The organism is Streptomyces sp. NPDC052299, assembly GCF_040679335.1.
Lineage (GTDB): Bacteria > Actinomycetota > Actinomycetes > Streptomycetales > Streptomycetaceae > Streptomyces.
Window position 1 is genome coordinate 25,893 of the sequence record NZ_JBFAUP010000017.1, and the last position, 26,191, is coordinate 52,083.

Consider the following 26,191-nt stretch of genomic DNA (forward strand, 5'->3'; position numbering starts at 1 on the left):
CGTGCGGGGCCTTCTCGGACGGGCCGGCGAGCCGGCCGGTGGCCGTCACCCCGCGAGTCCGAGGTCGCGCAGCCCGGCGGCCACCAGTTCGACGCCCTCGACCGTGCGGATGGTCGGGTTCATGGCCTGGCCACTGAGCAGGACGTAGCGCTTGTGGCGTACGGCGTCCATCTTCTTCGTGACGGGGTTGGACTCCAGGAAGGCGATCTTCCCGGCGGCGCTCTCGGCGGTCTGCGACTTGCGGGTGAGGTCGCCGACGACGAGCACGTCCGGGTTGCGGTCGGCGACGGTCTCCCAGTTGATCTGGGGCCATTCGTCGTGGGTGTCGTCGAAGACGTTCTTCAGGCCGAGCTCCCGGGTGATGATGCCCGGCGCCCCGCAGCAGCCCGCCAGGTAGGGGGCCTCGGAGTTGGCGAACCAGTACATGACGGAGGTACCGGACGCGTCGATGCCGTCGGTGGCCTTGCGGATGCGTTCGCGGAGCCGCGCGACCAGCTTCTCGCCGCGCTCGGGCACGCCGAACACCCGGGCCAGGTCGCGCACTTCGGCGTAGACGCTGTCCATGGTCAGGGCGCCGCTGCGGACGCCGTCGCCGTCCTTGGTGTTGTCCTTGGCGGCGCAGTCGGCGGGCGCGACGTAGGTGGGGACGCCCAGCTCCTCGAACTGTGCGCGCGGGGCGACACCGCCCTTGGCGAGCGTCGACTCGAAGTCGGCCGCGACGAAGTCGGGCTCCTGGTCGAGGACCTTCTCGGACGAGGGCCGGTTGTCGGCGATCCGCTTCACGCCCGCGTTGGCCTTCTCCAGGCCCTTCATCACCGGGTCGGTCCAGGTGGCGGTGGCGGCCATCCGGTCCTGGAGGCCGAGCGAGAGCAGGATCTCCGTGGTGCCCTGGTCGACGGAGACCGCGCGCCGGGGCGGGGCGTCCACGGTGACGGTGCGCCCGCAGTTCCTGAGCGTGACCGGATAGCCGTCCGTCCGGCCGGAGGCGTCGGCCCTTCCGGACGGGGCCCCTTGGCAGGCCGTCAGCAGCAGGAGGGCGACGGTGAGCGGAACGGCACAACGTAGGGGCGGCACGGGGCATACCTCGGCGTCTCTGGGCCCATGCGCGGGGCCCGCTGTACGGTCCGCCGCCCGGTCCCGGGCGGCGGTCGCCAGCAGGTCTTCGGACTCGGGTTCGCTCGGACGGGACGCCTTCCCGGGAGACGCCGGGTCTCCCAGTGGCCGTGGCCCCGCCCGTCCCCCTCACCGCTGCGCGTCAGTTCCGGATTCGCACCGGATTCCCTGACTCCCACGAGGAGTTCGACTGGCTCCGGCACGCTACCACGGGCCTACGCGCAGCTCAGCGGCGCCCTCGCCCGCCAGGGATCGGCCGGTCAGGGGCGCTGGAGGGCCACGACCGCGTTGTGCCCGCCGAAGCCGAAGGAGTGGCTGACGGCCCGGCGGACCGGCCGCACCAGCGGCACCTTCGTGACGCAGTCGATGTCGAACCCGGGCGCGGGCGCGTCCAGGTTGGCGACCGGTGGGACGACCCCGCGCTGGAGGGTGAGGATCGTCAGCCCCGCCTCGATCGCCCCGGCCGCGCCCATGCAGTGCCCCAGCACGCCCTTGGGGGCGGTGACGGGTGGCCGGTGCGGGTACACCCGGCTGATCAGCGCGGCCTCGGCGGCGTCGTTGCGTACGGTCGCGGTGCCGTGCGCGTTGACGTGCTCCACCTCGTCGGACCGCCAGCCCGCGTCGCGCAGGGCGGCCTCGACGGCGGCCCGGGCGACCCGCCCGTCGGGGTGCGGGCTGGTGGGGTGGTGGGCGTCCGTGGTGGCCCCGGTGCCGGCGATCAGGGCCCTGGGTTCGGCGCCCCTGGCCTCCGCGTCGGCGGCGCGTTCCAGCACCATGACGGCGGCTCCTTCGCCCATGACGAGTCCGGCGCGGTCGGCGGCGAAGGGCCTGCTGAGCCGGGACAGGTCGCCGTCCGCGCGGGCGGCGGCGCCGGACCGGGCGAAACCGGTCATGGCGATCGGGAAGACGGTCGACTCGGTCGCCCCCGCGATGGCGACGTCGCACTGCCCGGTCGCGAGCAGGTCGCGGGCGACGGACAGCGCGGTGACGCCGGACGAACAGGCCGTGCAGGGGGCCATGCTGGGTCCGGTGGCCCGCATCTCGATCGCGATCTCGGCGGCGGGCATGTTGGGGATGGTCAGCAGGACCCCGGCGGGCGAGGTGGCCTCCGGGCCCCGCCGCTCCAGCACCAGCGCCTGGTCGGTGAGGTGCGCGGAGCCGCCGCTGCTGGTGCCGACGACGACCGCGACCCGGCTGCCGTCCCAGCCGGCCGGGTCGAGCCCGGCGTCGGCGACGGCCTCCCGGGCGGCCAGGACCGCGAACTTGACGTACCGGCCCATCCGGAAGGCCGTACGGCGGCCGATCTCGGCGTCCAGGTCGACGCCGTCGACCACGCAGGCGAAGTCGATCGCGCACCCGGCGAGCGCGGGGATGTGGCGGGCCGGGCTCACAGCCGCGCACACCCCCTCCCAGGTGGACTCGGTGTCGTTGCCGACCGGGGTGATCATGCCGAGACCGGTGACGGCGATGGCCGGTGTCCTCATCGGGCGGCGCCCACCGCCGCGTCGAGGTGCGCCGTCAGCTCGGCGAGGGTGGTCCCCCGGGTGAGGGTGCCCGTGTCCAGCTCGACCCCGGTGGTCTCCCGGAGGACGACGGCGAACTCGGCCGCCGCGAGGGAGTCCATGTCCAGGCTGTCCATGGTGGAGTCCGGAAGGATCTCGGCCACGGGCACCTTGAAGGTACGGCTGAGTACGTCGGTGATACGGGGGTGGATCGTGCTCATGGTCTTCCTTTCCTCATGCCATCCGGGCGGGGTGTCCGGCGCCCGCGCGCACGGCCCCGACGCCGGAACAACTGAGCAGCGTCGCTCCGGTTACGCCCAGCGGCGAACCGATTCGCCAACACCCGGCCGGGGCGCCCCGCACCACCGGGCGAACAGGGCGACGGTCGTCCAGTAGGCGAGGAGGACGGCCCCCGCCCCGAGTCCTGGTACGGCGCGTGCCGCGCGGCGCGCCCACGTGCCCCTCAACAGCCCGCCTCCCGGTGCCAGTGGGCCTCCGGATCGTCGTACGCCTCGGCGTAGCCGGGGCCCGTGATCGGCCAGTCGGCGAGCATCTCCTCGGGGAACGCGAAGGAGTCGGCGAGCTCCGGGAGGTGCGGGGCCACCGCGTCGATGAGCCGTTCGGTGTGGTCCGTCAGCGCCTGTGCCTGTCCGGCGCTCAGGTGCCCGGCCGCGAGCAGGTCCCCGCTGTCGCGCGCCACCCGGCCGAGGGCGAACAGCCGGGCCAGCTCGCCCAGCCGGTCGCGGTCCGCTCCGGCGGGCAGCGCCTCGACCGCCTCCTCGTACGCCTCGGCCGCCTGCCGGCAGGCGTGCGCCTCGACCCCGCGCAGCGCGGGGCCCGCCGCCGCGTTCCACCGGCCCAGCGGGTCGCCGGGAGCCGTCCGGGCCGCCCGGGCCCCGGCGCGCGCGAACCACAGCTCCTCGGCGCGGCCCAGCAGCCGGACCAGGAACCGGAGATCGGTGAGCTCGCCGCTGTCCGGGGCGCCCGGCTCGTACGGGGGCCGGTCGGCGAGCAGGGCGGCGGCGGCCCTGGCGTGGACGGCGAGGTTGTCGCCCTCGGCGGTGATGGCGCCCTCGACGCCGGTGACGAGCGCGGCCATCCCGTTGTTCTCCAGGAGGCCCTGCGCGCCGCAGCGTTCCCGGGACTCCACGATCACGGCCCTGGCCTGCCAGGTGATCCAGCCCTTGGCGATGTCCACCAGGCGCTCGGCCGCCTCCCGCCCGGCCTCCGGCCCCGCCTGGGCCGCCTCCCAGCGGTCCAGGACGCGGCGGTGCAGCAGGCTCATGGCGAAGACCGTGGCCATGGCCTCGGCGAGCGGCCCGTGGTGGGTGCGGTACGCGAGCACCGGCAGCCGCGCCCCGCGCCCGGCGGAGACGTGGCGGTGGCCGCCGTACCGCACGGCGACGGCCAGCGTGGCGCGCGCCGAGCCGACGGCGCTGGCGCTCATGGAGATCCTGCCGGTGACGACCCGGGAGATGGAGGCGAGGAAGCGGCGCCTGCGGCCCTCAATGGCGCTGCGGAACTCCCCGTCGCCGTCGATCCATCCCTGCGGGCCCGTCAGCAGCGCCTCGCGCCCCACGAAGACGTGGTCGAACGAGGTCAGGCTGTGGTCGACGGGGCTGCCCATGCGGGCGGGCAGCCTGCGCACGCGTACGCCCGGCAGCGGGCCGGTGGCGTCGGTGAGCGGCACCAGCAGCAGGAAGACGCCCCGGTCGGCCCCGCCGGCCAGCAGCCGGGCGGCGACGAGCCCCGACTTGGGACCGCCCGGCTGCCCGGTATTGGGCATGAACTTCTGCGCCCCGCAGTGCGGGGTGTGCAGCACGAACCCGTCGCGCACGGGGTCGTAGGAGGCGGTCGTCTCGACGGCCGCCGCGTCGTTGCCGTGCGCCACCTCCGTGCAGAGGAAGGTTCCGGTGCGCCGCAGCGTCAGGAAGTCCGACAGGTCGCGGGGGTTGTCGGCGATGTGGTCCAGGAGGCTGCCGAGGAAGAGGTTGTAGTGGATGCCCGCGATGGTGGCGAGCGCCGGGTCGACCGGGGCCAGCCACTCGTGCAGGGCCGCCAGCGCCCGGAAGTCGGAGGCCGGGCGGGCGGCGCTGTCCAGGGCGTCGTTGAGGGTGCGCAGTCGTGCGTACGCGCGGGCGAGCCGTTCGTCCGGAGTGCCGCCGGCCGCCGGCCCCGGCGGCAGCCGGAACGGGTCGGTGGCGACGAGGCGCTGCCAGAAGCCGTGCTCCCGGCGGGCGTCGGCGCCGAGGAGTACGGAGGTGAGCGGGCGTGCGAGAGGGTCGGCGACGGTGAGCGTGGTGGTCATACAAAGCTGAACGACCGGCGTACGGTCAGGACACCGCGCTCGGGCAGATGTTCACCGTCCGGAGGGGCGAACCCGTTCGAAGCAGAGGGCGACGTTGTGGCCGCCGAAGCCGAAGGAGTGGCTGACGGCCCGCTCCACGCGCAGGCGGCGCGGCTCCTTGGTGACGCAGTCGATGTCCCAGTCGGCGGGCGGGGCGTCCAGGTTGGCGACCGGCGGGACGACCCCGTGTTCGAGGGTCAGCACGGTGGCGGCGGCCTCGATCGCGCCCGCGGCGGCGAGCGTGTGCCCGAGGACGCCCTTCGGGGCGGTGACCGGGGGCCGGTGCGGGAACAGCCCGGCGATCAGCTCGGCCTCCATCGCGTCGTTCAGCGGTGTCGAGGTGCCGTGCGCGTTGACGTGGCCGACCTCGTGGGCGGCCCAGCCCGCCTGGGCCAGGGCTGCCTCGACGGCGCGCCGGGCGCCCCGGCCGCCGGGGTCGGGCGCGGTGGGGTGGTGGCCGTCCGTGGCGGCCCCGGTCCCGGCGAGCACGGCCCGCACCCGGGCGCCCCGGGCCGCCGCGTGCGCGCCGCGCTCCAGGACGAGCACCCCGGCGCCCTCGCCCAGCACGAAGCCGTCGCGGTCGGGCGCGAAGGGCCGGGAGGCGGCGGCGGGGTCACCGGTGCGCGTGGACAGCGCGCCCAGCTGCGCGAAGGCCGCGGCCACGAGGGGCGTCAGGACGGATTCCGCGCCGCCCGCGACGACGAGGTCGCACCGGCCGGTGGCCAGGAGGTCGTGCGCGGTGGCGAGGGCGGTGGCACCCGAGGCGCAGGCGGTGGCGGGGGCCAGGCTGGGGCCGTGGGCGCCCAGGTCGATGGCGATCTCGCCGGCCGCCGCGTTGGGCATCATCATCGGCGCGAGGAGCGGCGAGACGGCCTGCGCGCCGCCGAGGTCGAACCGGCGGACGTTGTCCACCAGGGCGGAGACCCCGCCGACGCCGACGCCGAGCACGACGCCCACCCGGCTGCCGTCCCAGCGGTCCGGGCGCAGCCCGGCGTCGGCGACGGCCCGGCGCGCGGCGACCAGGGCCATCTTGGCGAACCGCGCCATCCGCCAGCCGGCGCGGCCCCCGATGGCCCCGTCCAGATCCGTCCGGTCGGCCGGGCAGGCGAAGTCGGCGGGCAGCCCGGCCAGTTGCCCGCAGCGCCGGGCCGTGGACCGCCCCGCGCACAGCCCGGCCCAGAAGGCGCGCTCGTCGTCGCCCGCGGGGGTGACCAGCCCCAGCCCCGTCACCACGGTCGCCGTTCCCGTGTCCCGCACCATGCCCCGGTCCTCCCCTGCGTCATTGGTCCTCTGAAGGGGAACGCGCCGGGGGCCGTCGAGGGTGCGGGCCGAGCCGGATGTCAGCCGGACCCGAGCGCTTGGCGCAGCTCCGCCTCGTCCGGCGGGTTCGCCCCGGCCCGGGCCACCGTCACCGCCGCGGAGGCCGCCGCGTGGCGCAGCACGTCGCTCACGGTGCCCCGTTCCGGGGAGCGCAGCCGCTTCCGGCCGGCCTCGCCGAGCAGGCCGTGGGCGGCGAGCGCGTGCAGGGTGCCGGACATGAACGCGTCGCCCGCGCCCACCGTGTCCACCACTTCGGCGGGCAGCGCGCCGGTGTCCACCTGGCCGCCCGGCAGGACCGCCGTGGCACCGGCCGCGCCGCGGGTGACGAGGACGAGGGCGGGGCCGGACGCGAGCCAGCGCCGGGCGGCCTCGGCCGGGTCCTGGCGGGGGTAGAGCCAGCCCAGGTCCTCGTCGCTGGCCTTGACGACGTCGCTGAGGGCCACGCACCGTTCGACCCGGCGCACGGCGGTGCCGTGGTCGCCCATCAGCGCGGGCCGCACATTGGGGTCGTAGCTGACGGTGGCGGCCGTCCGCAGCGATTCGACGGCGTCGAGCACCGTGGCCGCGCCGGGTTCGGTCACCGCCGCGATCGACCCGGTGTGGACGTGCCGGGGCCGCCGGTCGAGGGCGACCCGGCCGAGCGTCCAGGCGATGTCGAACGCGTAGGCGGCCCGGCCTTCGCCGTCCAGGGTGACGACGGCCGACGGGGTGGGCCCGGGGGCTCCGTCCGTCAGCACCTCGACGCCCGCCCCGGTGAGGTGCGCGCGGATGAGCCGTCCGTTGTCGTCCCGGCCCAGCTGGGTGAGGAGCGCCGCGTCGTGGCCGAGCCTGGCCAGGCCGTACGCCAGGTTGGCCGGGCTGCCCCCGGGGTGCACCCGGTCGGGCGCCCCCGGGACGCGGACGATGTCGGCGACGCATTCACCGATGACCAGGAAGTCGGGACGGTCGGGCATGAGGGCGGGATCTCCCGGGGTGCGGCGGACGGGTGGCGGAACGTCCGGCCCACCGTACGGCCCCGGGCCCGGGGCCGTACGGGCGGTGGCCCTATGTGTCCAGCGCGTCGGCCACCAGTTCCAGGAACCGGGCGTGGGCGTGGGCGCTGCACACCGGTTCCGGGTTCCACGGGACCACCCGGGCGGTCGCGGCGACGGCCGCCCACTCGGCGTTGTCGCGCAGCTCGGCGAGCGGGGTCGCGTTGCCCCGGATGTCGGCGAGGACGACGTCGGGGCGCAGGGCCGCGGCCTCGGTCCAGCCGGCCGTGGACCAGTTGGCACCGGGGCCTTCGGCGGGCTCGATCAGGCCGACGCCGAGGTCGGCGAGGACCCGGAGCTCGGGCCACATGCGGGGGCGGGCCAGGTATGCCTGGTCCTGGTCCGCCGGGGACAGGGCGAGCACCCTCGCCCGGTCCGGGCCTTCGGTGAGGGCGCGCAGGCGGTCGCGGGCGGCGTCCAGTTCGCGGGCCGCCGACGCGGGTTCCGCGGCGCCCAGCGAGCGGGCCAGCTCCGCGAACCGGTCGCCGATCCCGGCGAGGGTGCGCGCCTGGCCGACGTCGATGACGACGACCGGGACGTGGCCCTCCAGATGCTTGGCGGTCTCCGGGTCGAGGCCGTAGACCTGGCCGCCGCCGTAGCTGACGGCGACGACGAGGTCCGGTGCGCAGCGCAGTAAGGCGTCCACGTCCAGGGTGGTCCCGGCACCGGCGTACGCGATGCCGTCCGGCGGGAGAGACCCGGTCTTCGCGGGGTCGGGTGCGGCCGGGTCGTCGTGGCCGGAGCCGAAGATCCCGGCCGGGCGTATCCCGTGGTCCCACAGGGTCGCACCGGCCTGTATGTAGGCGAGCACCCGTTGCGGGCGCTCGCCGGTTGCCGACAACTGCCCCCGGTCGTCGGTGAATTGCCACACGGTCCGCTCGTCCACGTCTCATGCCTCCCAGCCGGATTCCGCCGCCCTGGCGACGGCGGTCGACCAGTACCTGCCCAGCGGGAGCGGGCCGCATCCTCCGCAGCGGCGTCGGGTGCTACAGATCCGCCCGGGTGGAGCGTACGAGGTAGCTGACGGGGCCGGGATCGGGGACGTGGATCGCGGTGAAGCCGAGCCGGTCGTAGAAGGCTCTGGCCGGGGTGTTGGAGGTGAGCATGGACAGGTGGACGCCCTCGACCCCCTTGGCGTTCAGGGCCGCGAGGAAGGTGTTCATCAGCTCCTTGCCGTACCCCTTGCGCTGCCAGTCGGGCAGCAGGTCGATGTGCAGGTGGGCGGGGTGGGCGGCGAGTTCGGGCAGGACCATGCGCTCCGGATTGTGCAGGAGGGCGGTCATCTCGTCGGCGGGGGTGCGCGGCGGGCCCTCGGGCAGCGGGAAGCGGTCCGCGACCCGGGGCAGCCAGCTCTCGCGGTACTCCTTCACGAAGCGGGGCGTGTCGGCGGTGCCGAGGATGTAGCCGACGGCGCGTCCCGTGCCGTCGTCCAGGACGAAGGCGAGGTCCGGTTCCAGCTCGGCGTACGGCGTGGCGAAGATGGACGGCACCAGCTCGTGGTCCGGGTAGATGTCCCGGGCGTCGGCGCCGCCCGCGGCGGTGCGTATGCAGATGTCGGAGAGCGCGGCGCTGTCTTCGGGGCGGTAGGGCCGGAGGCCGGGATGCGAGGTCACCGGCTCATCCTGCCCACTCTGAGAGCGCTCTCACAAGGGGGTGTCAGGGGTTGACGGCCGTGAGGAGGACGACCGCGTCCTCCAGGGCGAGCAGCCCGTGCCGCTCCTGCGGGATCGGGTGCAGCCGTCCCGGGGTCAGTTCGACGTCGCCGGAGGCGGCGGTGAGCCGGACGGAGCCGCGCAGGACCTGGAGCGAGGCGGCCGGCGGGGCGTTGTGCTCGTCCAGCGCGGAGCCCGAGGTGAGTGCGATGACGGTCTGCCGCAGCGGGTCCTGGTGGAGCAGGAGGTGGGCGCTGCGGCCGTGCGGGGCCTCTCGGGCGGCGGCCAGGTGCTCGGCGGCGAGGGCATTCAGATCGTTCGGAGCGTCCATATGCCCACTGTGCCGCAGCCCCGGCCCGCCCGCGAACCTGCCGCACGCGCCTGGAAGCGCTCCCACGCGTCCAGGCCCGTGCGGCCGGTCATGGCGGCGTCAGGCGCGCAGCCACACCGCCGTGTCGTGCGGGAGGCGGCCCGCCTCGTCCAGGGGTCCGCTGGTGAGCAGCACCGCGCTGTGCGGGGGCAGCTCCGCGGCGTCGGCGGCCAGGTTGACGACGCACAGCAGTCCGTCGGTCCTGGCGAAGGCGAGCACCCCGGGCGCGGCGTCGAGCCAGGTCAGCCGCCGGATGCCGGGCTCGCCCCCGGTTCCGAAACCCGGTTCGGAGCGCCGCAGTCGAAGCGCCTCGCGGTACAGGTTGAGCATGGAGTCCGGGTCGCCGTTCTGGATGTCGGCGGCGTAGCCGGACCAGCCCTCCGGCTGCGGGAGCCAGGGTTCCGTGGTGGCCCCGAATCCGGCGTACGGTTCGCCCGCCGCCCAGGGCATGGGCACCCGGCAGCCGTCCCGGCCCGGGTCGGCGCCGTTCTTGCGGAAGTGCATCGGGTCCTGGATGCGGTCGAGCGGGATGTCGGCCTCGGGGAGGCCCAGTTCCTCGCCCTGGTAGAGGTAGGCCGCGCCGGGCAGGGCCAGCGAGAGGAGGGCGGCGGCGCGGGCCCGGCGGGTGCCGAGGGCGAGGTCGGTGGGGGTGCCGAAGGCCTTGACGGCGAAGTCGAACCCGGTCTCCTCCCGGCCGTAGCGGGTGACCGTCCGCGTGACGTCGTGGTTGCAGAGCACCCAGGTGGCGGGAGCGCCGACCGAGGCGTGCTCGGAGAGCGTGTCGTTGATGGCGGTGCGCAGCTTCTCCGGCTCCCACGGGCAGGCCAGGAAGTTGAAGTTGAAGGCGGTGTGCAGCTCGTCGGGGCGCAGGTAGCGGGCGAAGCGCTCGGTGTCGGGGAGCCAGACCTCGCCGACGAAGACGCCGCCGTACTCGTCCGCGATGGCCCGCCAGGAGCGGTAGATGTCGTGGAGTTCGTCGCGGTCCACGAAGGGGTGCGGGTCGCTGCCGATGACGAAGTCGGGGAGCGCGGGGTCCTTGGCGAGCAGGGCGGCGGAGTCGATGCGCACACCGGCGACGCCGCGTTCGAACCAGAAGCGCAGGACGTCCTCGTGCTCGCGGCGGACGGCGGGGTGCGCCCAGTTGAGGTCGGGTTGCTGGGTGGCGAAGAGGTGCAGGTACCACTCGCCGTCGTCCAGCCTGGTCCAGGGGGTGCCGCCGAATTCGGAGACCCAGTCGTTGGGCGGGATCTCGCCGTTCGCGCCGCGGCCCTTGCGGAAGTGGAAGAGGTCGCGCTCGGGGCTGCCGGGGCCGGCTTCGAGAGCGGCGCGGAACCAGGCGTGCTGGTCGGACACGTGGTTGGGCACGATGTCCACGATGGTGCGGATGCCCAGCTGGCGGGCCTCGGCGATGAGTTTCTCGGCCTCGGCGAGGGTGCCGAACGCGGGGTCGATCGTGCGGTAGTCGGCCACGTCGTAGCCGCCGTCGGCCAGCGGTGAGAGGTACCAGGGGGTGAACCAGAGGGCGTCCACGCCCAGTTCCACGAGGTAGGGCAGCTTGGCCCGTACCCCTGCCAGGTCGCCGGTGCCGTCGCCGTCGCCATCGGCGAAGCTGCGTACGTAGATCTGGTAAATGGCGGCGTCGCGCCACCAGGGTGCGGTGGCCTCGGACGGACGGTTGGCTGCCACTGACGTTCCTTTCGGGCAGGTGGGACTCCGCCGCCGGCCCGGCAAGCGGGGCAGGACGGGTGGACCGGCGGCGGAGCGCTGAGGGGAAGGCGGTTCGGGGAGCGGGCGTCAGCCCTTGAGGCCGCCCGCGGTGAGACCGCTCATGATGTTGCGCTGGAAGAGCAGGAAGATCAGCAGCGTCGGGATCGACGCGATGGTGAGCGCGGCGATCAGGACGTTCTCGGGGACGCCGCTGGCCAGGGAGTAGATGCCCACGTTGAGGGTCTGCTTGTTCGGGTCGGGCAGGGTGAGCATCGGCCAGAGGAAGTCCTTCCACACGCCGACGACGGCGAAGATGGAGACGACCCCGAGGATCGGCCGGGAGATGGGCAGGATGATCGAGCGCAGGGTGCGCAGCGGTGAGGCGCCGTCCATCGCCGCGGCGTCGAGGAGCTCGCCCGGGATGGAGTCGAAGAACCGCTTCAGCAGGAAGATGTTGAAGGCGTTGGTGACCGACGGCAGCCAGATCGCCCAGGGCGAGTTGACGAGGTTGCGCTGGACCAGCGGCACGTCCAGGACCGTCAGGTACTGCGGGACGACGAGCACGGTGGCCGGGATCATCAGCGTGGCCAGCATCATGCCGAGGATGACCTTGCCGAACACCGGCCGCAGCTTGGACAGCGAGTAGGCGGCGGCCACGTCGAAGATCAGCTGGAAGGCGAGTGCGCCGAAGGCGTAGTACAGGGTGTTGAACAGCAGCTTGGACAGGTCCATGACCGTCCAGGCCTGGCTGTAGTTCTCGGTGTGGAGGGAACTCGGGAAGGCGGTGGGCGGGCTCTGCACCACTTCCTGGGTGGTCTTCAGGCCGCCGGTGACCATCCAGTACAGGGGGCCGAGGAAGACGGCCGTGAACAGGACCATCACCAGGCCGAAGACGATCCAGTAGACGGCCTTGCCGCGTGGCCGGCCGAGCTGGGCCGGCGAGATCAGGGTGCGCTGGCGGCCGCGCTCGGCGGCCCCCTCGGACCTGCGCCGGGCGGACTTGCGTGACGTGCTCCCGCGCCGGGAGACAAGCGTGTTCGATGCCATGGTCGTGGCTCCCGTCCTAGTCTTCGCTGCTGCGGCTCAGTCGTACGTACACCGCGGAGAATCCCGCGAGGACGACGAGCAGGACGAGGCCGAGTGCCGCCGCGCTGCCGTAGTTGTTGAAGTTGAAGGCGTACTGGTAGATGAGGTAGACGACGGTGGTGGTGGAGCCCTCGGGGCCGGCGCCGTTGGTGAGCAGGAAGGGCTCGGTGAAGACCTGCATCGTCGCGATGATCTGCATGAGCAGCAGGAGCGAGAGGATGAGGCGGGTCTGCGGGATGGTGACGTGCCAGATCTTGCGCAGCAGCCCGGCGCCGTCGAGTTCGGCGGCCTCGTACAGCTCGCCGGGGATGCCCTGGAGCGCGGCGAGGTAGATGAGGGTGGCGCCGCCCATGTTCATCCAGGTCGCCGCGATGACGACGGAGAGCATCGAGGTGCTGGTGTCCTGGAGCCATTGCTGTTCGGGCAGGTGGAAGACGGCCAGGATGCGGTTGAAGAGCCCGTAGCCGGGGTCGTAGAAGTACTTGAAGAGCAGTACGGAGGCGACCGGCGGCAGCATCACGGGGAGGTAGACGAGCAGCCGCAGGTATCCCTGGCCGTGCCGGAACTCGTTGAGTACGACGGCTACGGCGAACGGGACGACGAAGCCGAGCAGCAGGGCGAGGACGGTGAACAGCAGGGTGTTGCGCCAGGCCTGCCAGAAGGCCGGGTCGTTGAACACGTACGTGAGGTTGGACCAGCCGGCCCAGGTGGTGGTGCCGTCCTCGTTCTTCTGGAAGGCCAGGATGAATTCCCGGACCATCGGATACCAGGAGAAGAGCGAGAAGCAGAGCACCGCTCCGATCAGGAAGCCGTGCGCCGAGATGTTGCGGCGCAGGGCGCGCAGGAACTCCTCGCGGGCGGAGTCCGGGCGGGCGGAGCCGCGGTGTCCCGGGCCAGGCCGGGTCGCCTTGCGGGGGGACAGGGTTGGGGCCGACATGGTGTCTCCTCGGTGCCGGTGTACGACGAGCGCGTAGCGGACGGGGTCCGGATGCGGGGCCGGGTCCGCGTGACCCGGCCCCGCGCGTCCGTTACTGGTTCGCCAGAACCTGGTTGACCTGCTGCTCGGCGGTGGAGAGCAGCTTGTCGATGTCGGCGTTCTTGTTGGTCAGGACACCGGACATCGCGTTGTCGAGGATCTTGTAGATCTCCTGCGCCTTCGGCGGCTCGGCCTTGCCGGGGACCGGGTTGTCCATGAACGCCTTGAAGTTCTCGACGGGCATCGTCGCGTTCTGGGCGCGTGCGGCGTCGTCCTTGGTCTTGCTCTCGCCGAGGAAGAAGTTCGGCTGCGGCAGGCCCACGGGGAGCTTGTCGGCCTTGGTGCGGGCCCAGTCGAACTGGCCCTTGCCGGGGGTGAGGTTCTTGAAGTTCAGCCAGGCGATGGCGGCCTTGATCTGGTCGGGTGAACTGCCCTTCTTGATCAGGTAGTTATTGCCGCCGAAGAGGGTTCCCTTGCCGCCGGGGATGGGGCCGAGGCCGAAGGTCTCGTACTGGGCGCCGAGCTGCTGCACCATGTACGCGATGTCGTCGGGGGCGGCGAGGAACATGCCCAGCTTGTCGCTGGCGATCTGCTTCTGGAGGTCGCCCCACTTGAGCAGCTGGGTCTTGCCCATGCTGTCGTCCTCCCAGCGCATGTCGTGCAGCTGCTGGAGGACCTGCTTGCCGGTCTCGTCGTTGAAGGCGGCCTTCTTCCCGGAGGCGTCGACGATCTCCCCGCCGAGACCGAACTGCGTCGCGGCGAAGTGCCAGCCGCCGTTGTTGCCGGCGCTGTACTCGCCGTATCCGGAGATGCCCTTGCCGAGGGCCGCGATCTTCTTGGCGGCGGCGCGCACCTCTTCCCAGGTGGCGGGCGGCGTGTTCGGGTCCAGACCGGCCTGCTCGAAGAGCTTCCGGTTGATCATCAGGCCCATGGTGTAGTTGCTCGTCGGCAGGCCGTAGAGCTTGCCGTCCTTGCGGGCCACGTCGACCACCTGCGGCTGGATGTCCTTCAGCGCGGGCACGGTCTTGTCGTTGACGTACGCGGAGATGTCCTCGGCCCCGTCGTTGTCCAGGACCTGCTGGAGGTCGCTGAAGTACGCGTAGAAGACGTCGGGCTGCGACTTGCCCTTCAGCATGGCCGTGAAGCGGGGCGGCTCGTTGCACTGGCCCGGGGTGGACTTACCGTTGATCGTGACGTTCGGGTACTTCTGGTTGAACGTCTTGATGTCCTCCTTCCACTCCCGCAGCTCCGCGGCCTTGGCGGCCGGCGGCATGCAGTCGATGGAGATCGTCACCTTGGTCTTCGGGTCCAGCGGAGCCGAGGGGTCGGACGAACCCTTGGACGAACTGCTCGTGTCGTCGTCCTTGCTGCTGCTCGTGCCGCAGGACGCGAGCGAGGTCAGGGCAAGTGCGGTGACAAGGGCAGCCGCGGAGGCACGGCTGATACGGCGTGTGCGGCGCAACCCAGCACTTCTCATCGATGGTCCCCTTCGGGCATGAGCGTGGATGGCCCTCGGCCGACTGACTGCCGGGGCGAGGCACACTCAACCAGCGCCGACATGTGAACGCAATATCTCGCGCAGTTTTCGTAAAAGTTTGACAGTCGTTGGTACGCCGCATGCGGAACACGGCGTGGGCGCAGCACGGGGCGCCGCCCGGCGGACCGGACGGCGCCCCTGTGTGCGGTGGTTGCTACGGGTTGATGTTGATCTTCATGGTGGACGTCGTGTTCTTCACGTCCTGGGCGTTGTCGCTGAACCTGAGCCCGTTGAAGGTGACCTCACCGACGGCGGGCCCCTGGCCGGCCTCGGGCATCTCGTTGGCCCACAGCCCGAAGCCGGACTTGGCGTCGAAGGCGTCGCCGCTCTTGTGGGCGCCGGAGATCGAGATGTCGGTCAGGATGGTGTCCTTGATGGGGAACTGCGGCTGGCCCCCCACGTAGTTGGTCTGGAACATGATGCCGCTGTACGTCGGGGCGACGATGTCGACATGGTTGATCCGGATGCCCTGGAAGACCTTGGAGGCGGAGAACAGCCAGATGCCGGGGAAGGTCTGGGAGCCCCAGAAATGGCCGCCGGAGCGGACCACGGAGACGTTCTCGACCGTCGTCGGGCCGGTCCCGAAGCCGTTCATCGGGTAGCCGAAGTCGAGCGAGCTGACGGTGATCCCCGAATACACCAGGGTGTCCGCGATGCGGATGTTGCGGAAGGTGTTGTCGTAGCCGCCGTAGACGGCCACACCGGCCGCGCGCCAGGTCAGGAGCGAGGTGAGGTTCTCGTAGACGTTGTTCTTCATGTCCGCGCCGCCTGCGTCGATCGCCGAGAAGAGCGCGAAGCTGTCGTCACCGGTGGCCCGCGACTCGTTGTTGACGACGTGGTTGTCGGTCGAGCCGTTGGTCATGTTGATGCCGTCGGCGAAGGTGTCGCGGATGCGGGAGTTCTTGATCGTGATGTTGTCGGTGTTGGCGCCCCAGTAGAGGCACACCGTGTGCTCGTTCCAGATGTTGTCGATGACCATGTCCGACACGTTGGAGAAGTCGAACACCTTGCCCGGTCCGTCGATGCGCGAGGTGTAGTTCCCGAAGTACGCGAAGTTCGCGAACGTCGAGCCCTTGGCGCTCGCCTCGGCCCGGAAGCCGATGTCGGTGTTCTCCTGCGTCGAGGGCGCGTGGAATCTGGTGTACCAGGGCCCCGCGCCGATCACCTGCACGGCCTTGCCGTAGACCTGGAACTTGCCGGCGGTCTCGTAGTCGCCCGCGGGCAGGTAGACGCCGACCAGCTTGCCCGTGGTGTCCATCCGCACCTTGTCCAGGGCGTTCTGGACGTCCTGGTGGGTGAAGCCGGCCGGAACGGCGTAGCCGGCCGGGTCCGGGTTGGCGATCTGGGTGGCCTGCTCCAGGCCGATGAAGTCGATCGCGTAGGTGCTGGTGTTGGCCGCGTCCTTCTGGAGCCGGATCCTGCTGCCCGCCGGGACCGTCCTGCCCAGCATCACATTGGCCTCGTCGTAGATGTGCCGGGGTGAACCCGAGCCCGGGGAGTTGCCGGGGCCCGTCTCGGCGCCGTACAGCCAGGCGTACTTCGAGGTGAGGTCGATCGCCTTGAGGAAGGTGCCGTCCACATAGATGTTGAGCTTGGAGTCGATGCCGCCGCCGCCCGCCGAGTCCGGGATGGAGTAGCGGGTGACCAGGGTGTTGGTGCTGGCCCGGGTGGTGAATTCGACGTAGTTGCCGGTGCTGTTCAGCGTGACCGCCTTGCGGCCCGACGCCTCGCCCGCGACGTCGCCGACGGTCCTGTTCGGCCCGACGACCTTCGCGCCGCCGCCGGTGACGCCGTCCTCCGCCTCGTAGGTGTCGTACGGCATGTTGGCGCCGCGCCCGACGAAGAAGGAGCTGCTGACGGTGTTGTTCTCGCGCTTGACGGGCAGCTCCTCGGCGTCGTCCGCGACCACCGTCTTCACGGTGTACGAGCCGTTGGCCGCCGTCCAGGAGCCCAGCTTCACCGGGGCGCTGGTGGCGCCCGCGGCGATCGAGCCGGTGTAGCTGCCGGTGAGGGTCTTCACCGTGGCGCCCTTGGCGTCGAGCAGGGTCACGGTGACGGCGTGGGCGCCCGCGGCCGAGGCGACCGTGCCCTGGTTCCGGATGGCGACGGAGAAGGTGACGTCGTCGCCCTGGGCCGGGGCGGACGGCGAGGTGGTGACCGCGGTGGGCACCAGGTCGGAGCTGGCGACCGGCTTGACGACCAGGCCGGAGGCGCTGGTGTAGGTGTTGTCGGTCTCGTTCTGCTCGATGATCTGGTTGTCCGGGTCGGCGACCGCGCTCAGCGTGTACGTGCCCGCGTCGCGCGCCCCGATGTCGGCGCTGGCCTGTGTGGAGGCACCTGCGGCGAGCGCGCCCACGGTGGCGGTCGCGACCTTGGTGTCACCGAGCCGGAATTCGAGCTTGCCGGCCGGGGCGGCGACGGCGCCGGTGTTGCGCACCGTCGCGGTGAGCGTCACCGGGTCCGACTCGACGGGCGCGGCCGGGCTCGCGGTGACCCCGCTGACCTGGAGGTTCGGGTTGGGGGCCGGGGCGCCCAGCACCTGGAACTCCGCGACCTGCCCGGCGGGCGCGCCGGTGTTGGAGGTGAACTTCAGCTGGACGTCGGCGACCCGGGCGTCGACCGGGATCGTCACCGTGTTGGCGCTGCCCGGGCTGAACGCGTAGTCCTTGGCGGCGACCAGGCCGGTGAACGACGAGGCGCTCTGCTCGCGGCCGAGGACCTGGATGTTCTGGGTCCTGGCGCCCCAGCTGCTGTCCGGGTTGAGCTTCACGACGACGCTCTGGGTGTCCGCGTTGGCGCCCAGCTTCACCGTCAGGGTGTTGGGGTAGCTGCCGCCGGCGCCCTCCCAGTAGGTGGAGAGCTGGTTGTCGTTGGCGTTCTCCGCGACGAAGGTGTGCACCACCGAGGAGGCGGTGATGGGCTTGCCGACGGCGAGGTTGGAGGCCGCACCGGTGGAACCGTTGCGGGTGACGGTGTTGCTGTCGCCCGAGACGTTGCCCGCCGCGTCCCTGGCCCGCACGACGTACGACACGGTGGTGCCGGCGGACTGGGTGTCGGTGTAGGTGGTGACATCGCCGGCCACGGTCTTGCGCAGCACGTTGTTGGCGTAGATGTCGTAGCCGGTGACGCCCTTGTTGTCGCTGGACGCCGTCCAGGTCAGCTTGATCTGGCCGGAGGAGGGCTCGGTGAAGCTCAGGTTCGACGGTGCGGTGGGCGCCTGGGTGTCACCGGAGTCCCCCTTGCGGGTGACGGTGTTGCTGTTGCCCGAGACATTGCCCGCCGCGTCCCTGGCCCGTACGTAGTACGAGACGGTGGAGCTCGTCGGGCGGGTGTCGGTGTACGTGGTCACGTCACCGGCGACGCTGGTCAGCAGGGTGTCGTCGGCGTAGACGTCGTAGCCGGTGACGGCGGTGTCGTCCGTCGACGCCTGCCAGGTCAGCTTGATCTGCCCGGTGGCCGGTTCGGTGTACGCCAGCTGCGCCGGGGCGCTCGGTGCCTGGGTGTCACCGGTCTCGGGACCGTAGACCTCCAGCTCGGAGACCTGGGCGCCGGGCTGCACGCTGTTGGCGGTGACCAGGACGCGGACGTAACGGGTGGTGGTGGCGTCGAAGGTGATCGTCGCCGTCTCGGAGCCGGGGCTGAAGGTGTATGCCTCGGTCTGCGTCAGGTCCGTGAAGTCGGAGCCGTTGGCGCTGCCCTGGATCTTCAGCGTCTGGCTGCGGGTCTCCCAGCCGTCGGGCAGCCGCAGCACCACGCGGTCGACGCGCACCGAGGAGCCCAGGTCGGCCTGGAGCCACTGCGGGAACTCGTTGTTGCGGCTCTCCCAGTAGCTGGCCCGGTTGCCGTCGTTGGCGTTGGCCGCGATGTACGTCTGGGTGTTGCTGCTGGCGGTGAGCGGGCGCCCGGAGGCGAGGTTCACCGAGGACTCCGCCGCCGCCCGGACCTCCAGCTCGGCCAGTTGGCCGTTGTCGGAGGCGGTGTTCGCGGTGATGTCGGCCCGGACGAAGCGGGTCCGGGTGGCCGGGAAGCTGATGGTGACCTCGTTGGAGCTGCCCGGTGCGAAGGAGTAGGAGGCCGAGGTCTTCAGCGTGGAGAAGCTGGTGCCGTCGACGCTGCCCTGGAGGGAGAGCGTTTGGCGGCGGGCCGACCAGTCGGCGGGGAGCTTCAGTGTGACCTGGTCGATGCGGGTGACCTTGCCCAGGTCGCTCTGCACCCACTGGGGCAGGGACTTGCCCGATCCTTCCCAATAGGTGGACTGCTGTCCGTCGGCGATGTTCCCGGCGGACTTCCCGCTGCTCGCGGCGGCGCGGTGGCCGGCCGCGATGTTCGGGCCCCCGGCGGCCGAGGCGTTCAGCGCCGGCCAGGCGACCATCATCAGGCTGGTGGAGACGGTCGCGGAAAGAATCCGCCATCTCCAGCGTCGCGTTCTCATCTGTCCCCGATCTGCTGCCTCGGCGCAGGACGGCCGAGGCGCGGCTCAGTCTGCGACCCCGCCGGTACATGACTTTCTGCACCGACGGGATGACCTTTTGCGTTTTGCGGTCAGAGAGTTGCAGAGAATTGACGTGGAGTCCACCACTCCGGCAGAAGTTCGCAGCCTTGCAGGCGTTGCCCCTTCGGGCCAACATCCCTGACAAGAAGGGCATTTGACTACGGAAACACGGAGCCGGCCGCACACCCCCGCGCCCGCAAGGAATTTGCGTAAATTCGCAAGCCCATGAAAGGGGCCAGCTCGGACGGGGTGCCCGCGCAGGACCGGACTACTCGGCCCAGGCGCGCTCCAGCAGTACGGGGAAGGCGGCGGGCTCCCGTCCGATCAGTTCGGCCAGGGCGGAATCGACGGTGGCGAACTCCCCGCCTCGCGCCGCCGCGAAGATGCTCAGCATCAGGTCGGCGACCGGGGCGGGAGCACCGTGCGCCACGACCTGGTCGCGGAAGGCGTCGCCGGGGACGACGGTGCGGGTGAAGGGCCGCCCGGTGATCCGCGCCGCCATTTCGGCGACGGCGTCGAAGTCGAGCGCCGCCGGACCGGTGAGCGGCGGGGTGGGCCCCTCGAAGCGGCCCTCATCGGCCAGGATCAGCGCAGTGGCCTCGGCGAGATCGTCGTGGCCGGTCCAGGCGACGGGGCCGTCGGCGGGGAGCGCGGCGTCACCGGTGTGACGGGCGGCCTCCAGGAAGCGCAGGGCACTGGCGGCGTAGAAGCCGTTGCGCAGCGAGGTCCAGGGCAGGCCGGTGGCGCGGAGCAGGTCCTCGGTCCGGGCGTGGTCACGGCACGCCTGGAAGCGTGAATCGTGGGCGGCTCCGGCCTGGCTGGTGTACAGGATGCGGCGGGCCCCTGCCGCCGCGGCGGCTTCGATGGCGGTGCGGTGACCGGCGACACATTCCTCGCCCGTGCGGTCCAGGGAGACGAGCAGCACCTGCTCGGCACCCTCGAAGGCGTGGACGAGCGAGGCGGGGTCGTCGAAGCTGCCCCGCCTGACACGGACGCCGCGGCCGGCGAGGTCAGCGGCCTTGCGGGGATCACGGACGCTGACGCCCACGCGACCGGCGGGAACGTGGACGAGCAGGTGCTCGACGATGCGGCGGCCGAGCTTTCCGGTGGCTCCGGTAACGATGATCACAGGGTTCTCCCAACAGCGTTCACGGCGATATTTCCAGTGGAATCATCTTCACGATAACACTGGAACTTACACTGGAATCAAGAACCCGATATCATCGATACATGTCGATCCGTGAGACCGTCGCCGACCCCCGCCGGCGCATCATCGAGGCAGCCGTCGAACTCCTGGAAAGCGGCGGCCCCGGCGCGGTGAGCACGCGCGCGGTCGCCGCCGCGGCGGGGATGCAGCCGCCGGCCATCTACCGCCACTTCGGCGACAAGGACGGACTGCTCGAAGCGGTCGCCGAGCACGGCTATGCGCAGTTCCTGGAGAGCAAGCGCGCTCAGCTCGACCCCGCGCCGGAGGACCCGGTGGAGGAGCTGCGCCGCGGCTGGGACGTGGCGGTGGAGTTCGGGATCTCGCGTCCGGAGCTCTTCGCCGTGATGAACAGGGCCACCGGCTCGACGGCGGACGCGGCACACCGCGCGGGTACGGAGATCCTGCGCGGCCGGGTGCGCAGGCTGGCGGCAGCGGGGTGGCTGCGGGTCGATGAGGAGCTGGCCGCCCAGATCATCCGGGCCACCGGCCAGGGTGGGGTCACCACGTGGCACGCCACCCCCGTGGAGCGCCGCGATCCGGCGCTGCTGACCGTCCTGCGCGAGTCCATGGTCGCCGCGGTCACCCGTGCCGAGCCGGTGGTCCCCGCCGCCGAGTCCGGCCCCGCCCCGGCGGCCCGCGCGCTGCGCGCCGCCCTCCCCGACGACACCGGCGTCCTGAGCGAAGCCGAACAGCGCCTGCTGCACGAGTGGCTGACGCGCCTGGCGGGGGACGGCGGCCCGCCGGGGGCGTGAGTTCAGCTCATCGACCGGGCGGCGTCCACCGGTAGCGGACGTCCGGCTCGTTCTCCTCGTTCCGGCTGCCGTCGTCGAAGGCGACCGCGGTGAAGCCGTGGCGCTCGTAGAAGGACCGGGCCCCGGTGTTGCGCTGGAAGGTGTAGAGGGTGAGTCCCGTGGGGCTGGCCTCCTTGGCCGCCGCCAGCAGGAGCGAGCCGATGCCCCGGCGGCGCAGGCCGGGGTCGACGTAGAGGTGTTCCAGCTCGGAGCCGTCCAGGGAGAGGAAGCCGGCGATCCGCGCGTCCCCGCGCGTCTCGGCCACCCGGACATCGGTGCCGGGCAGCACCACATGGGTCAGCCACGCCAGCGTCGCCTCGTCGCTGTGCACCCGCGCCAGATACGGCATGGCGGCGGCGCGGGAGGCGAGGAAGAGCCGGGTGAGGGGCCCGGCGTCGTCCGCCCGGGCCTCCCGGAGCACTGCGGGGCTGCTGTCCAACGGCATGCGAGGTCTCCTGTCCGAGTCGCCGCCGACCTGGGCTCGGGGCGCACGGTGATCGAACATACGTCGGACATGCTCCGGATCTCCATAGGATATGAGCGCCCCTGCCCCACCGGTGCCGCCCGAGGCACCCGCCCCCGCCGAGGAAACGACGTAACGGTGTACCAGCCCCATGAGTTCACGCTGACCGAGGACGGCTATCGGGGGCCCGCGCCCTCCTGGAGCGGCGGGGCCCCTTCCCTGTGGCTGGTGGACACGGAGCGCGCGGCCGGGGCCGCCCTGCTGCTGGCTCCGAAGATCCTCGACGCCTCGGAGCTCACCCGGATGGAGCGGCTGGCCTTCCCCGCGGACCGGGCCTGCTACGCCGCCGCCCACCTGGCCCTGCGCCTGCTGCTCGGAGCCCGTCAGGGCCTCGCCCCGGAGGCCGTACGGCTGACGCGGGAGCGCTGCCCCTCCTGCGACGGCCCGCACGGCCGGCCCGCGACCGGCGGCGGCACGCACTTCTCGCTCTCCCATACCCGGGGCGTCGCCCTGCTGGCGTTCGCGGACGCCCCGGTCGGGGTCGACGTGGAGCGGGTCCCGGATGCGCGGGTGGTGGCGGAGGTGTCCGGGCAGCTGCACCCGGCCGAGGCGGCCGAGCTGGCCGGGCTGCCGCAGGAGGAACGGCCCGCCGCCTTCGCCCGGGTGTGGACCCGCAAGGAGGCGTACCTCAAGGGCGAGGGCACCGGCCTGGCGGGCGGACTGGACCGCGAGCACGTCGGCACCGGCCCGCGCCCCGTCGGACCGCCGGGCTGGGCCGTCACCGATGTCGCCGTTCCCGCCGGCTACGCGGCGGCGGTGGCCGTGCGGGCGGCGGGGCGACCGCCCGCGGGGGACCACGACCGGCGAAAATGACCGCACGGGCACATCGCACCGACCGACCGATACGGAGGAGTGGCAGATGCCGCACGCACGAGCCGGACAGCAGGCGCGCCCCGAGGATCTGACCGACGTGGCACGGCTGGTGACGGCGTACTACGCACTGCACCCCGATCCGGCCGAGCCCGGCCAGCGGGTGGCGTTCGGCACCTCCGGGCACCGCGGTTCGTCGACGGCCACCGCGTTCAACGAGGACCACATCGCGGCGACGAGCCAGGCCATCAGCGAGTACCGGGCGCGGCAGGGCACGGACGGGCCGCTGTTCCTGGGGGCGGACACCCACGCCCTGTCGGAGCCGGCCCGGGTCACCGCCCTGGAGGTGTTCGCCGCCAACGACGTGCGCGTCCTCATCGACACCGAGGACGGGTACACGCCGACGCCCGCGGTGTCGCACGCCATCCTCACGTACAACCGCGGCCGCGCGTCCGGCCTCGCGGACGGCGTCGTGGTCACCCCCTCGCACAACCCGCCGGGCGACGGCGGGTTCAAGTACAACCCGCCGAGCGGCGGTCCGGCGGGGTCGGACGCGACCGGCTGGATCCAGGACCGGGCCAACGAGATCATCACGGGCGGGCTCAAGGGCGTCCGCCGGATGCCGTACACGCGGGCGCTCGCCGCCGCCACGACCGGCAGGTACGACTTCCTGGGCACCTACGTGGCGGATCTGCCCTCCGTCCTGGACCTGGACGCGGTGCGCGAGGCAGGTGTCCGGATCGGCGCGGACCCGCTGGGCGGCGCCTCGGTCGCGTACTGGGGGCGGATCGCCGAGCAGCACCGGCTGGACCTGACCGTGGTCAACCCCCTGACCGATCCCACCTGGCGGTTCATGACGCTGGACTGGGACGGGAAGATCCGGATGGACTGCTCGTCGCCGCACGCGATGGCCTCGCTGATCGAGCGGCGCGACCGCTACCAGATCGCCACCGGCAACGACGCCGACGCCGACCGGCACGGCATCGTGACCCCGGACGGCGGGCTGATGAACCCGAACCACTACCTCGCCGTGGCCATCGACTACCTGTACGCGCACCGGGAGAACTGGCCGTCCCGGGCGGGCGTCGGCAAGACCCTGGTGTCGTCCGGGATGATCGACCGGGTCGCCGCCGACCTCGGCCGGGAGCTGGTCGAGGTGCCGGTCGGCTTCAAGTGGTTCGTGGACGGGCTGTCCGACGGCTCGCTGGGCTTCGGCGGCGAGGAGTCGGCCGGGGCGTCGTTCCTGCGCCGGGACGGCTCGGCGTGGACGACCGACAAGGACGGCATCCTGCTCGCCCTGCTGGCCTCCGAGATCCAGGCGGTCACCGGCGAGTCCCCGTCCCGGCGCTACGCCGCGCTGACCGCCCGGTTCGGCGAGCCCGCCTACGCGCGGATCGACGCCCCCGCCGACCGCGAGCAGAAGGCGGTCCTGGCGCGCCTCTCCCCGGAACAGGTCGACGCGGACACTCTGGCGGGCGAGCCCGTGACCGCCGTGCTGACCACGGCACCGGGCAACGGGGCCGCGATCGGCGGGATCAAGGTGACCACGGAGAACGCCTGGTTCGCCGCGCGCCCCTCGGGCACCGAGGACGTCTACAAGGTCTACGCGGAGTCCTTCCGGGGCGCTGAACACCTGGCCCGGGTGCAGGAGGAGGCCAAGGCCGTGGTGTCGGCGGCGCTGAACGCCTGACCCGGCGCGGTGCCCGCCCTCCCGGTGCCGGTTCCGGGAGGGCGGGCTCAGCTCACGGGGTCCACACGGTGGGCCTCGGGGCGTCCGCCATGCCGTTCCCGAGGAAGAACCCGGGGTGCGGGGGCTGGTTGTAGGCGGTGTTCTGCCAGGCCAGGGCGGTGCGGTAGGTGGTGTCGTGGAGCAGGGTGGTGATCCTGGTGCCGGTCTCGTAGGGCGTGGAGTAGATCCGTAGCGCGGTGTTGTTCGTCGTCGCCCAGACCACTTCCTCGCGCCAGTCGCCGAGGAGGTCGCCGGAGATGACCGGGGTGGCCTTGGTGCCGTTGTTGGCGTGGACGGAGGCGCCGGTCAGCAGGCGGGTGTCGCCGGAGGTGCCGTACTTGTCGATGTGGGTGCCGTCCAGCAGTTCCCGGGTGGTGTCACCGTCCCACCAGGCCAGGAAGTTGGTGCTGGAGGGCTTGCGGCTCGCGACCACCGTGCCGTGCGGGTCGCGTATCCCGGAGGCCGCGGACGACCAGGACTCGGCGCCGGGGCTGCCCGCCCAGATGTCGTCGCTGACACCGCGTCCGTTGTCGCCGCCGGCGGGCGTCGACCAGATGATCTGGCCCGTCCTCGCGTCGGCCATCCAGGACGAGGGCTTCGAGCCGTCCTCGTCCACCTTGAACTCCTCCAGTCCCGGGCGCGCCGGGTCCAGGTCGCCGACGTGCATGGCGTCGCCGTGGCCGTTCCTCGTCGTCCAGAGAGAACGGCCGTCGTCGTCCACGGCCATGGCGCCGTAGACGATCTCGTCCCTGCCGTCGCCGTCGACGTCGGCGACCGACAGCTGGTGGTTGCCCTGGCCGTCGTAGCCGCGTCCGGTATTGGTGGAGCTGTTGGTGTCGAAGGTCCAGCGCCGGGTGAAGGCCCCGCCCCGCCAGTCCCAGGCGGCGATCACCGTACGCGTGTAGTAGCCGCGGGCCATGATCAGTGAGGGCCGGCCGCCGTCAAGATAGGCGGTCCCGGCGAGGAAGCGGTCGACGCGGTTGCCGTAGCTGTCGCCCCAGGACGAGACGGTGCCGCGGGCGGGGACGTAGTCGACGGTGCCCATGGCGGCGCCCGTCAGGCCGTCGAACATGGTGAGGTATTCGGGGCCGGACAGGACGTAGCCGGAGGAGTTGCGGTGGTCGGCCGACGCGCTGCCGATGACGGTGCCCCGGCCGTCGACGCTGCCGTCGGCGGTCTTCATCGCCACCTCGGCCCGGCCGTCGCCGTCGTAGTCGTACACCTGGAACTGCGTGTAGTGCGCGCCGGAGCGGATGTTGCGGCCCAGATCGATCCGCCACAGCCGGGTGCCGTCGAGCCTGATGCCGTCGACGACGGTGTTGCCGGTGTAGCCGGACTGGGAGTTGTCCTTGGCGTTGGTGGGCTGCCACTTCAGTACGAAGTCGAGCGCGCCGTCACCGTCGAGGTCGCCGACGGAGGCGTCGTTGGCCTCGTAGGTGTAGGCGACGCCGTCGGGGGTCGTGCCGCCCGGGGGCGGGCTGATGGGCACGTCCTTGTACCCGGCGCGGAACTGGACCGCGTGCCCGGAGTCGCCCTGCTCGACACCGTCGACCACCGCGCGCACGGTGTAGTCGGCCGAGTTGGGGGCGCCGGGGTGGAAGTAGTTGGTCGAGCCGGTGACGGGCGAGGCGTTGACCTTCGTGCCGGCGCGGTAGACGTTGAAGGCGACCGAGTCGGGGTCGGTGGCGAGCCAGCGCCAGCTGATGAGGTTGCCCGAGTCGGTGTGCACACTGACGACGCCCCGGTCCAGCGCCTCCACCTGACGTGCGGTCGCGGCGTGCGAGGCATGGCCGGTGACGACCAGTCCGGCGGCGGCGAGGATTCCGGCGGTGACGGCGCCGAGCAGGGTCCGGGCCCGGGCGGTACGGCGTCTGCGGGAAGTACGGGGATGCGCGAGAGCCACGGTACGTGCCTTCCGGTGCGGGGGTGGGTACTCCTCAGTGGCCGCGGAGCACGGAAAGGTTGCCGCCTCCCGCGATCCCGTGCGCCCTCACCCGT

19 protein-coding genes, 1 pseudogene and 1 riboswitch are annotated in these 26,191 nt (G+C 72.2%); of the genes and pseudogenes, 3 read left to right on the top strand and 17 right to left on the bottom strand.

Features of this window, described 5'->3' with window-relative positions; genetic code table 11:
- Positions 1–45: 45 nt before the first annotated feature.
- The 15 genes and pseudogenes from AB0L33_RS26230 to AB0L33_RS26300 all read right to left on the bottom strand — a co-directional run bounded on the left by AB0L33_RS26230 (position 46) and on the right by AB0L33_RS26300 (position 20,262).
- Positions 46–1,074, bottom strand: a complete 1,029-nt coding sequence (locus AB0L33_RS26230; protein WP_365685357.1) for an ABC transporter substrate-binding protein — start codon at positions 1,072–1,074, stop codon at positions 46–48.
- Between the two features lie 61 nt (positions 1,075–1,135).
- Positions 1,136–1,323, bottom strand: a riboswitch (cobalamin riboswitch).
- 50 nt (positions 1,324–1,373) lie between these two features.
- Complete coding sequence (locus tag AB0L33_RS26235) at positions 1,374–2,597, bottom strand: beta-ketoacyl-[acyl-carrier-protein] synthase family protein (protein WP_365685359.1); 1,224 nt, start codon at positions 2,595–2,597, stop codon at positions 1,374–1,376.
- Positions 2,594–2,836 (bottom strand): acyl carrier protein, encoded by a 243-nt coding sequence (locus AB0L33_RS26240; RefSeq protein WP_365685361.1) that lies wholly within the window; start codon positions 2,834–2,836, stop codon positions 2,594–2,596. Before AB0L33_RS26240 ends, AB0L33_RS26235 begins: the two co-directional genes overlap by 4 nt.
- A gap of 90 nt (positions 2,837–2,926) precedes the next feature.
- Positions 2,927–4,923: pseudogene (locus AB0L33_RS26245) on the bottom strand (acyl-CoA dehydrogenase).
- Positions 4,924–4,974: 51 nt separating this feature from the next.
- Positions 4,975–6,222: a beta-ketoacyl-[acyl-carrier-protein] synthase family protein gene (locus tag AB0L33_RS26250; RefSeq protein WP_365685363.1), complete on the bottom strand. Its 1,248-nt coding sequence runs from the start codon at positions 6,220–6,222 to the stop codon at positions 4,975–4,977.
- An 80-nt stretch (positions 6,223–6,302) separates the two neighbouring features.
- The gene (locus AB0L33_RS26255) at positions 6,303–7,235 is read right to left on the bottom strand and encodes a carbohydrate kinase (RefSeq protein WP_365685364.1); all 933 of its coding nucleotides are present in this window, start codon (positions 7,233–7,235) and stop codon (positions 6,303–6,305) included.
- A gap of 91 nt (positions 7,236–7,326) precedes the next feature.
- Entirely contained in the window at positions 7,327–8,199 is an 873-nt protein-coding gene (locus tag AB0L33_RS26260; RefSeq protein ID WP_365685365.1) for an ABC transporter substrate-binding protein, read from the bottom strand.
- 100 nt (positions 8,200–8,299) lie between these two features.
- Positions 8,300–8,926: a GNAT family N-acetyltransferase gene (locus AB0L33_RS26265; RefSeq protein ID WP_365685367.1), complete on the bottom strand. Its 627-nt coding sequence runs from the start codon at positions 8,924–8,926 to the stop codon at positions 8,300–8,302.
- A 43-nt stretch (positions 8,927–8,969) separates the two neighbouring features.
- Positions 8,970–9,296, bottom strand: coding sequence for a cupin (locus AB0L33_RS26270; RefSeq protein ID WP_132902544.1), 327 nt, complete (start codon positions 9,294–9,296; stop codon positions 8,970–8,972).
- Between the two features lie 99 nt (positions 9,297–9,395).
- Positions 9,396–11,021 carry a glycoside hydrolase family 13 protein gene (locus AB0L33_RS26275; protein ID WP_365685369.1) on the bottom strand — a complete coding sequence of 542 codons (1,626 nt, stop codon included), beginning with the start codon at positions 11,019–11,021 and terminating at the stop codon, positions 9,396–9,398.
- 108 nt (positions 11,022–11,129) lie between these two features.
- A complete protein-coding gene (locus AB0L33_RS26280) occupies positions 11,130–12,089 on the bottom strand; it encodes a carbohydrate ABC transporter permease (RefSeq protein WP_365685370.1) in 960 nt (319 codons plus the stop codon).
- Positions 12,090–12,105: 16 nt separating this feature from the next.
- Positions 12,106–13,065, bottom strand: a complete 960-nt coding sequence (locus AB0L33_RS26285; RefSeq protein WP_365685371.1) for a sugar ABC transporter permease — start codon at positions 13,063–13,065, stop codon at positions 12,106–12,108.
- A 91-nt stretch (positions 13,066–13,156) separates the two neighbouring features.
- Complete coding sequence (locus AB0L33_RS26290; RefSeq protein ID WP_365685373.1) at positions 13,157–14,581, bottom strand: extracellular solute-binding protein; 1,425 nt, start codon at positions 14,579–14,581, stop codon at positions 13,157–13,159.
- A 214-nt stretch (positions 14,582–14,795) separates the two neighbouring features.
- On the bottom strand, positions 14,796–19,073 hold the full coding sequence (locus tag AB0L33_RS26295; protein WP_365685375.1) for a discoidin domain-containing protein: 4,278 nt from the start codon (positions 19,071–19,073) through the stop codon (positions 14,796–14,798).
- Positions 19,074–19,401: 328 nt separating this feature from the next.
- Positions 19,402–20,262, bottom strand: coding sequence for an SDR family oxidoreductase (locus AB0L33_RS26300; RefSeq protein ID WP_365685377.1), 861 nt, complete (start codon positions 20,260–20,262; stop codon positions 19,402–19,404).
- 101 nt (positions 20,263–20,363) lie between these two features.
- Between AB0L33_RS26300 and AB0L33_RS26305 the strand changes: the two genes are divergently transcribed.
- Positions 20,364–21,092 carry a TetR/AcrR family transcriptional regulator gene (locus AB0L33_RS26305; protein ID WP_365685378.1) on the top strand — a complete coding sequence of 243 codons (729 nt, stop codon included), beginning with the start codon at positions 20,364–20,366 and terminating at the stop codon, positions 21,090–21,092.
- 7 nt (positions 21,093–21,099) lie between these two features.
- Here AB0L33_RS26305 and AB0L33_RS26310 read toward each other — a convergent pair whose 3' ends face one another.
- Entirely contained in the window at positions 21,100–21,576 is a 477-nt protein-coding gene (locus tag AB0L33_RS26310; RefSeq protein ID WP_365685379.1) for a GNAT family N-acetyltransferase, read from the bottom strand.
- Positions 21,577–21,732: 156 nt separating this feature from the next.
- On the opposite strand from AB0L33_RS26310, the gene AB0L33_RS26315 reads away from it, so the two are divergent.
- Both AB0L33_RS26315 and pgm read left to right on the top strand, forming a co-directional pair.
- A complete protein-coding gene (locus AB0L33_RS26315; protein WP_365685380.1) occupies positions 21,733–22,467 on the top strand; it encodes a 4'-phosphopantetheinyl transferase superfamily protein in 735 nt (244 codons plus the stop codon).
- A gap of 46 nt (positions 22,468–22,513) precedes the next feature.
- Entirely contained in the window at positions 22,514–24,154 is a 1,641-nt protein-coding gene (gene pgm, locus AB0L33_RS26320) for a phosphoglucomutase (alpha-D-glucose-1,6-bisphosphate-dependent) (RefSeq protein ID WP_365685382.1), read from the top strand.
- A gap of 52 nt (positions 24,155–24,206) precedes the next feature.
- Here pgm and AB0L33_RS26325 read toward each other — a convergent pair whose 3' ends face one another.
- On the bottom strand, positions 24,207–26,096 hold the full coding sequence (locus AB0L33_RS26325; RefSeq protein ID WP_365685383.1) for a rhamnogalacturonan lyase: 1,890 nt from the start codon (positions 26,094–26,096) through the stop codon (positions 24,207–24,209).
- Positions 26,097–26,191: the final 95 nt, after the last annotated feature.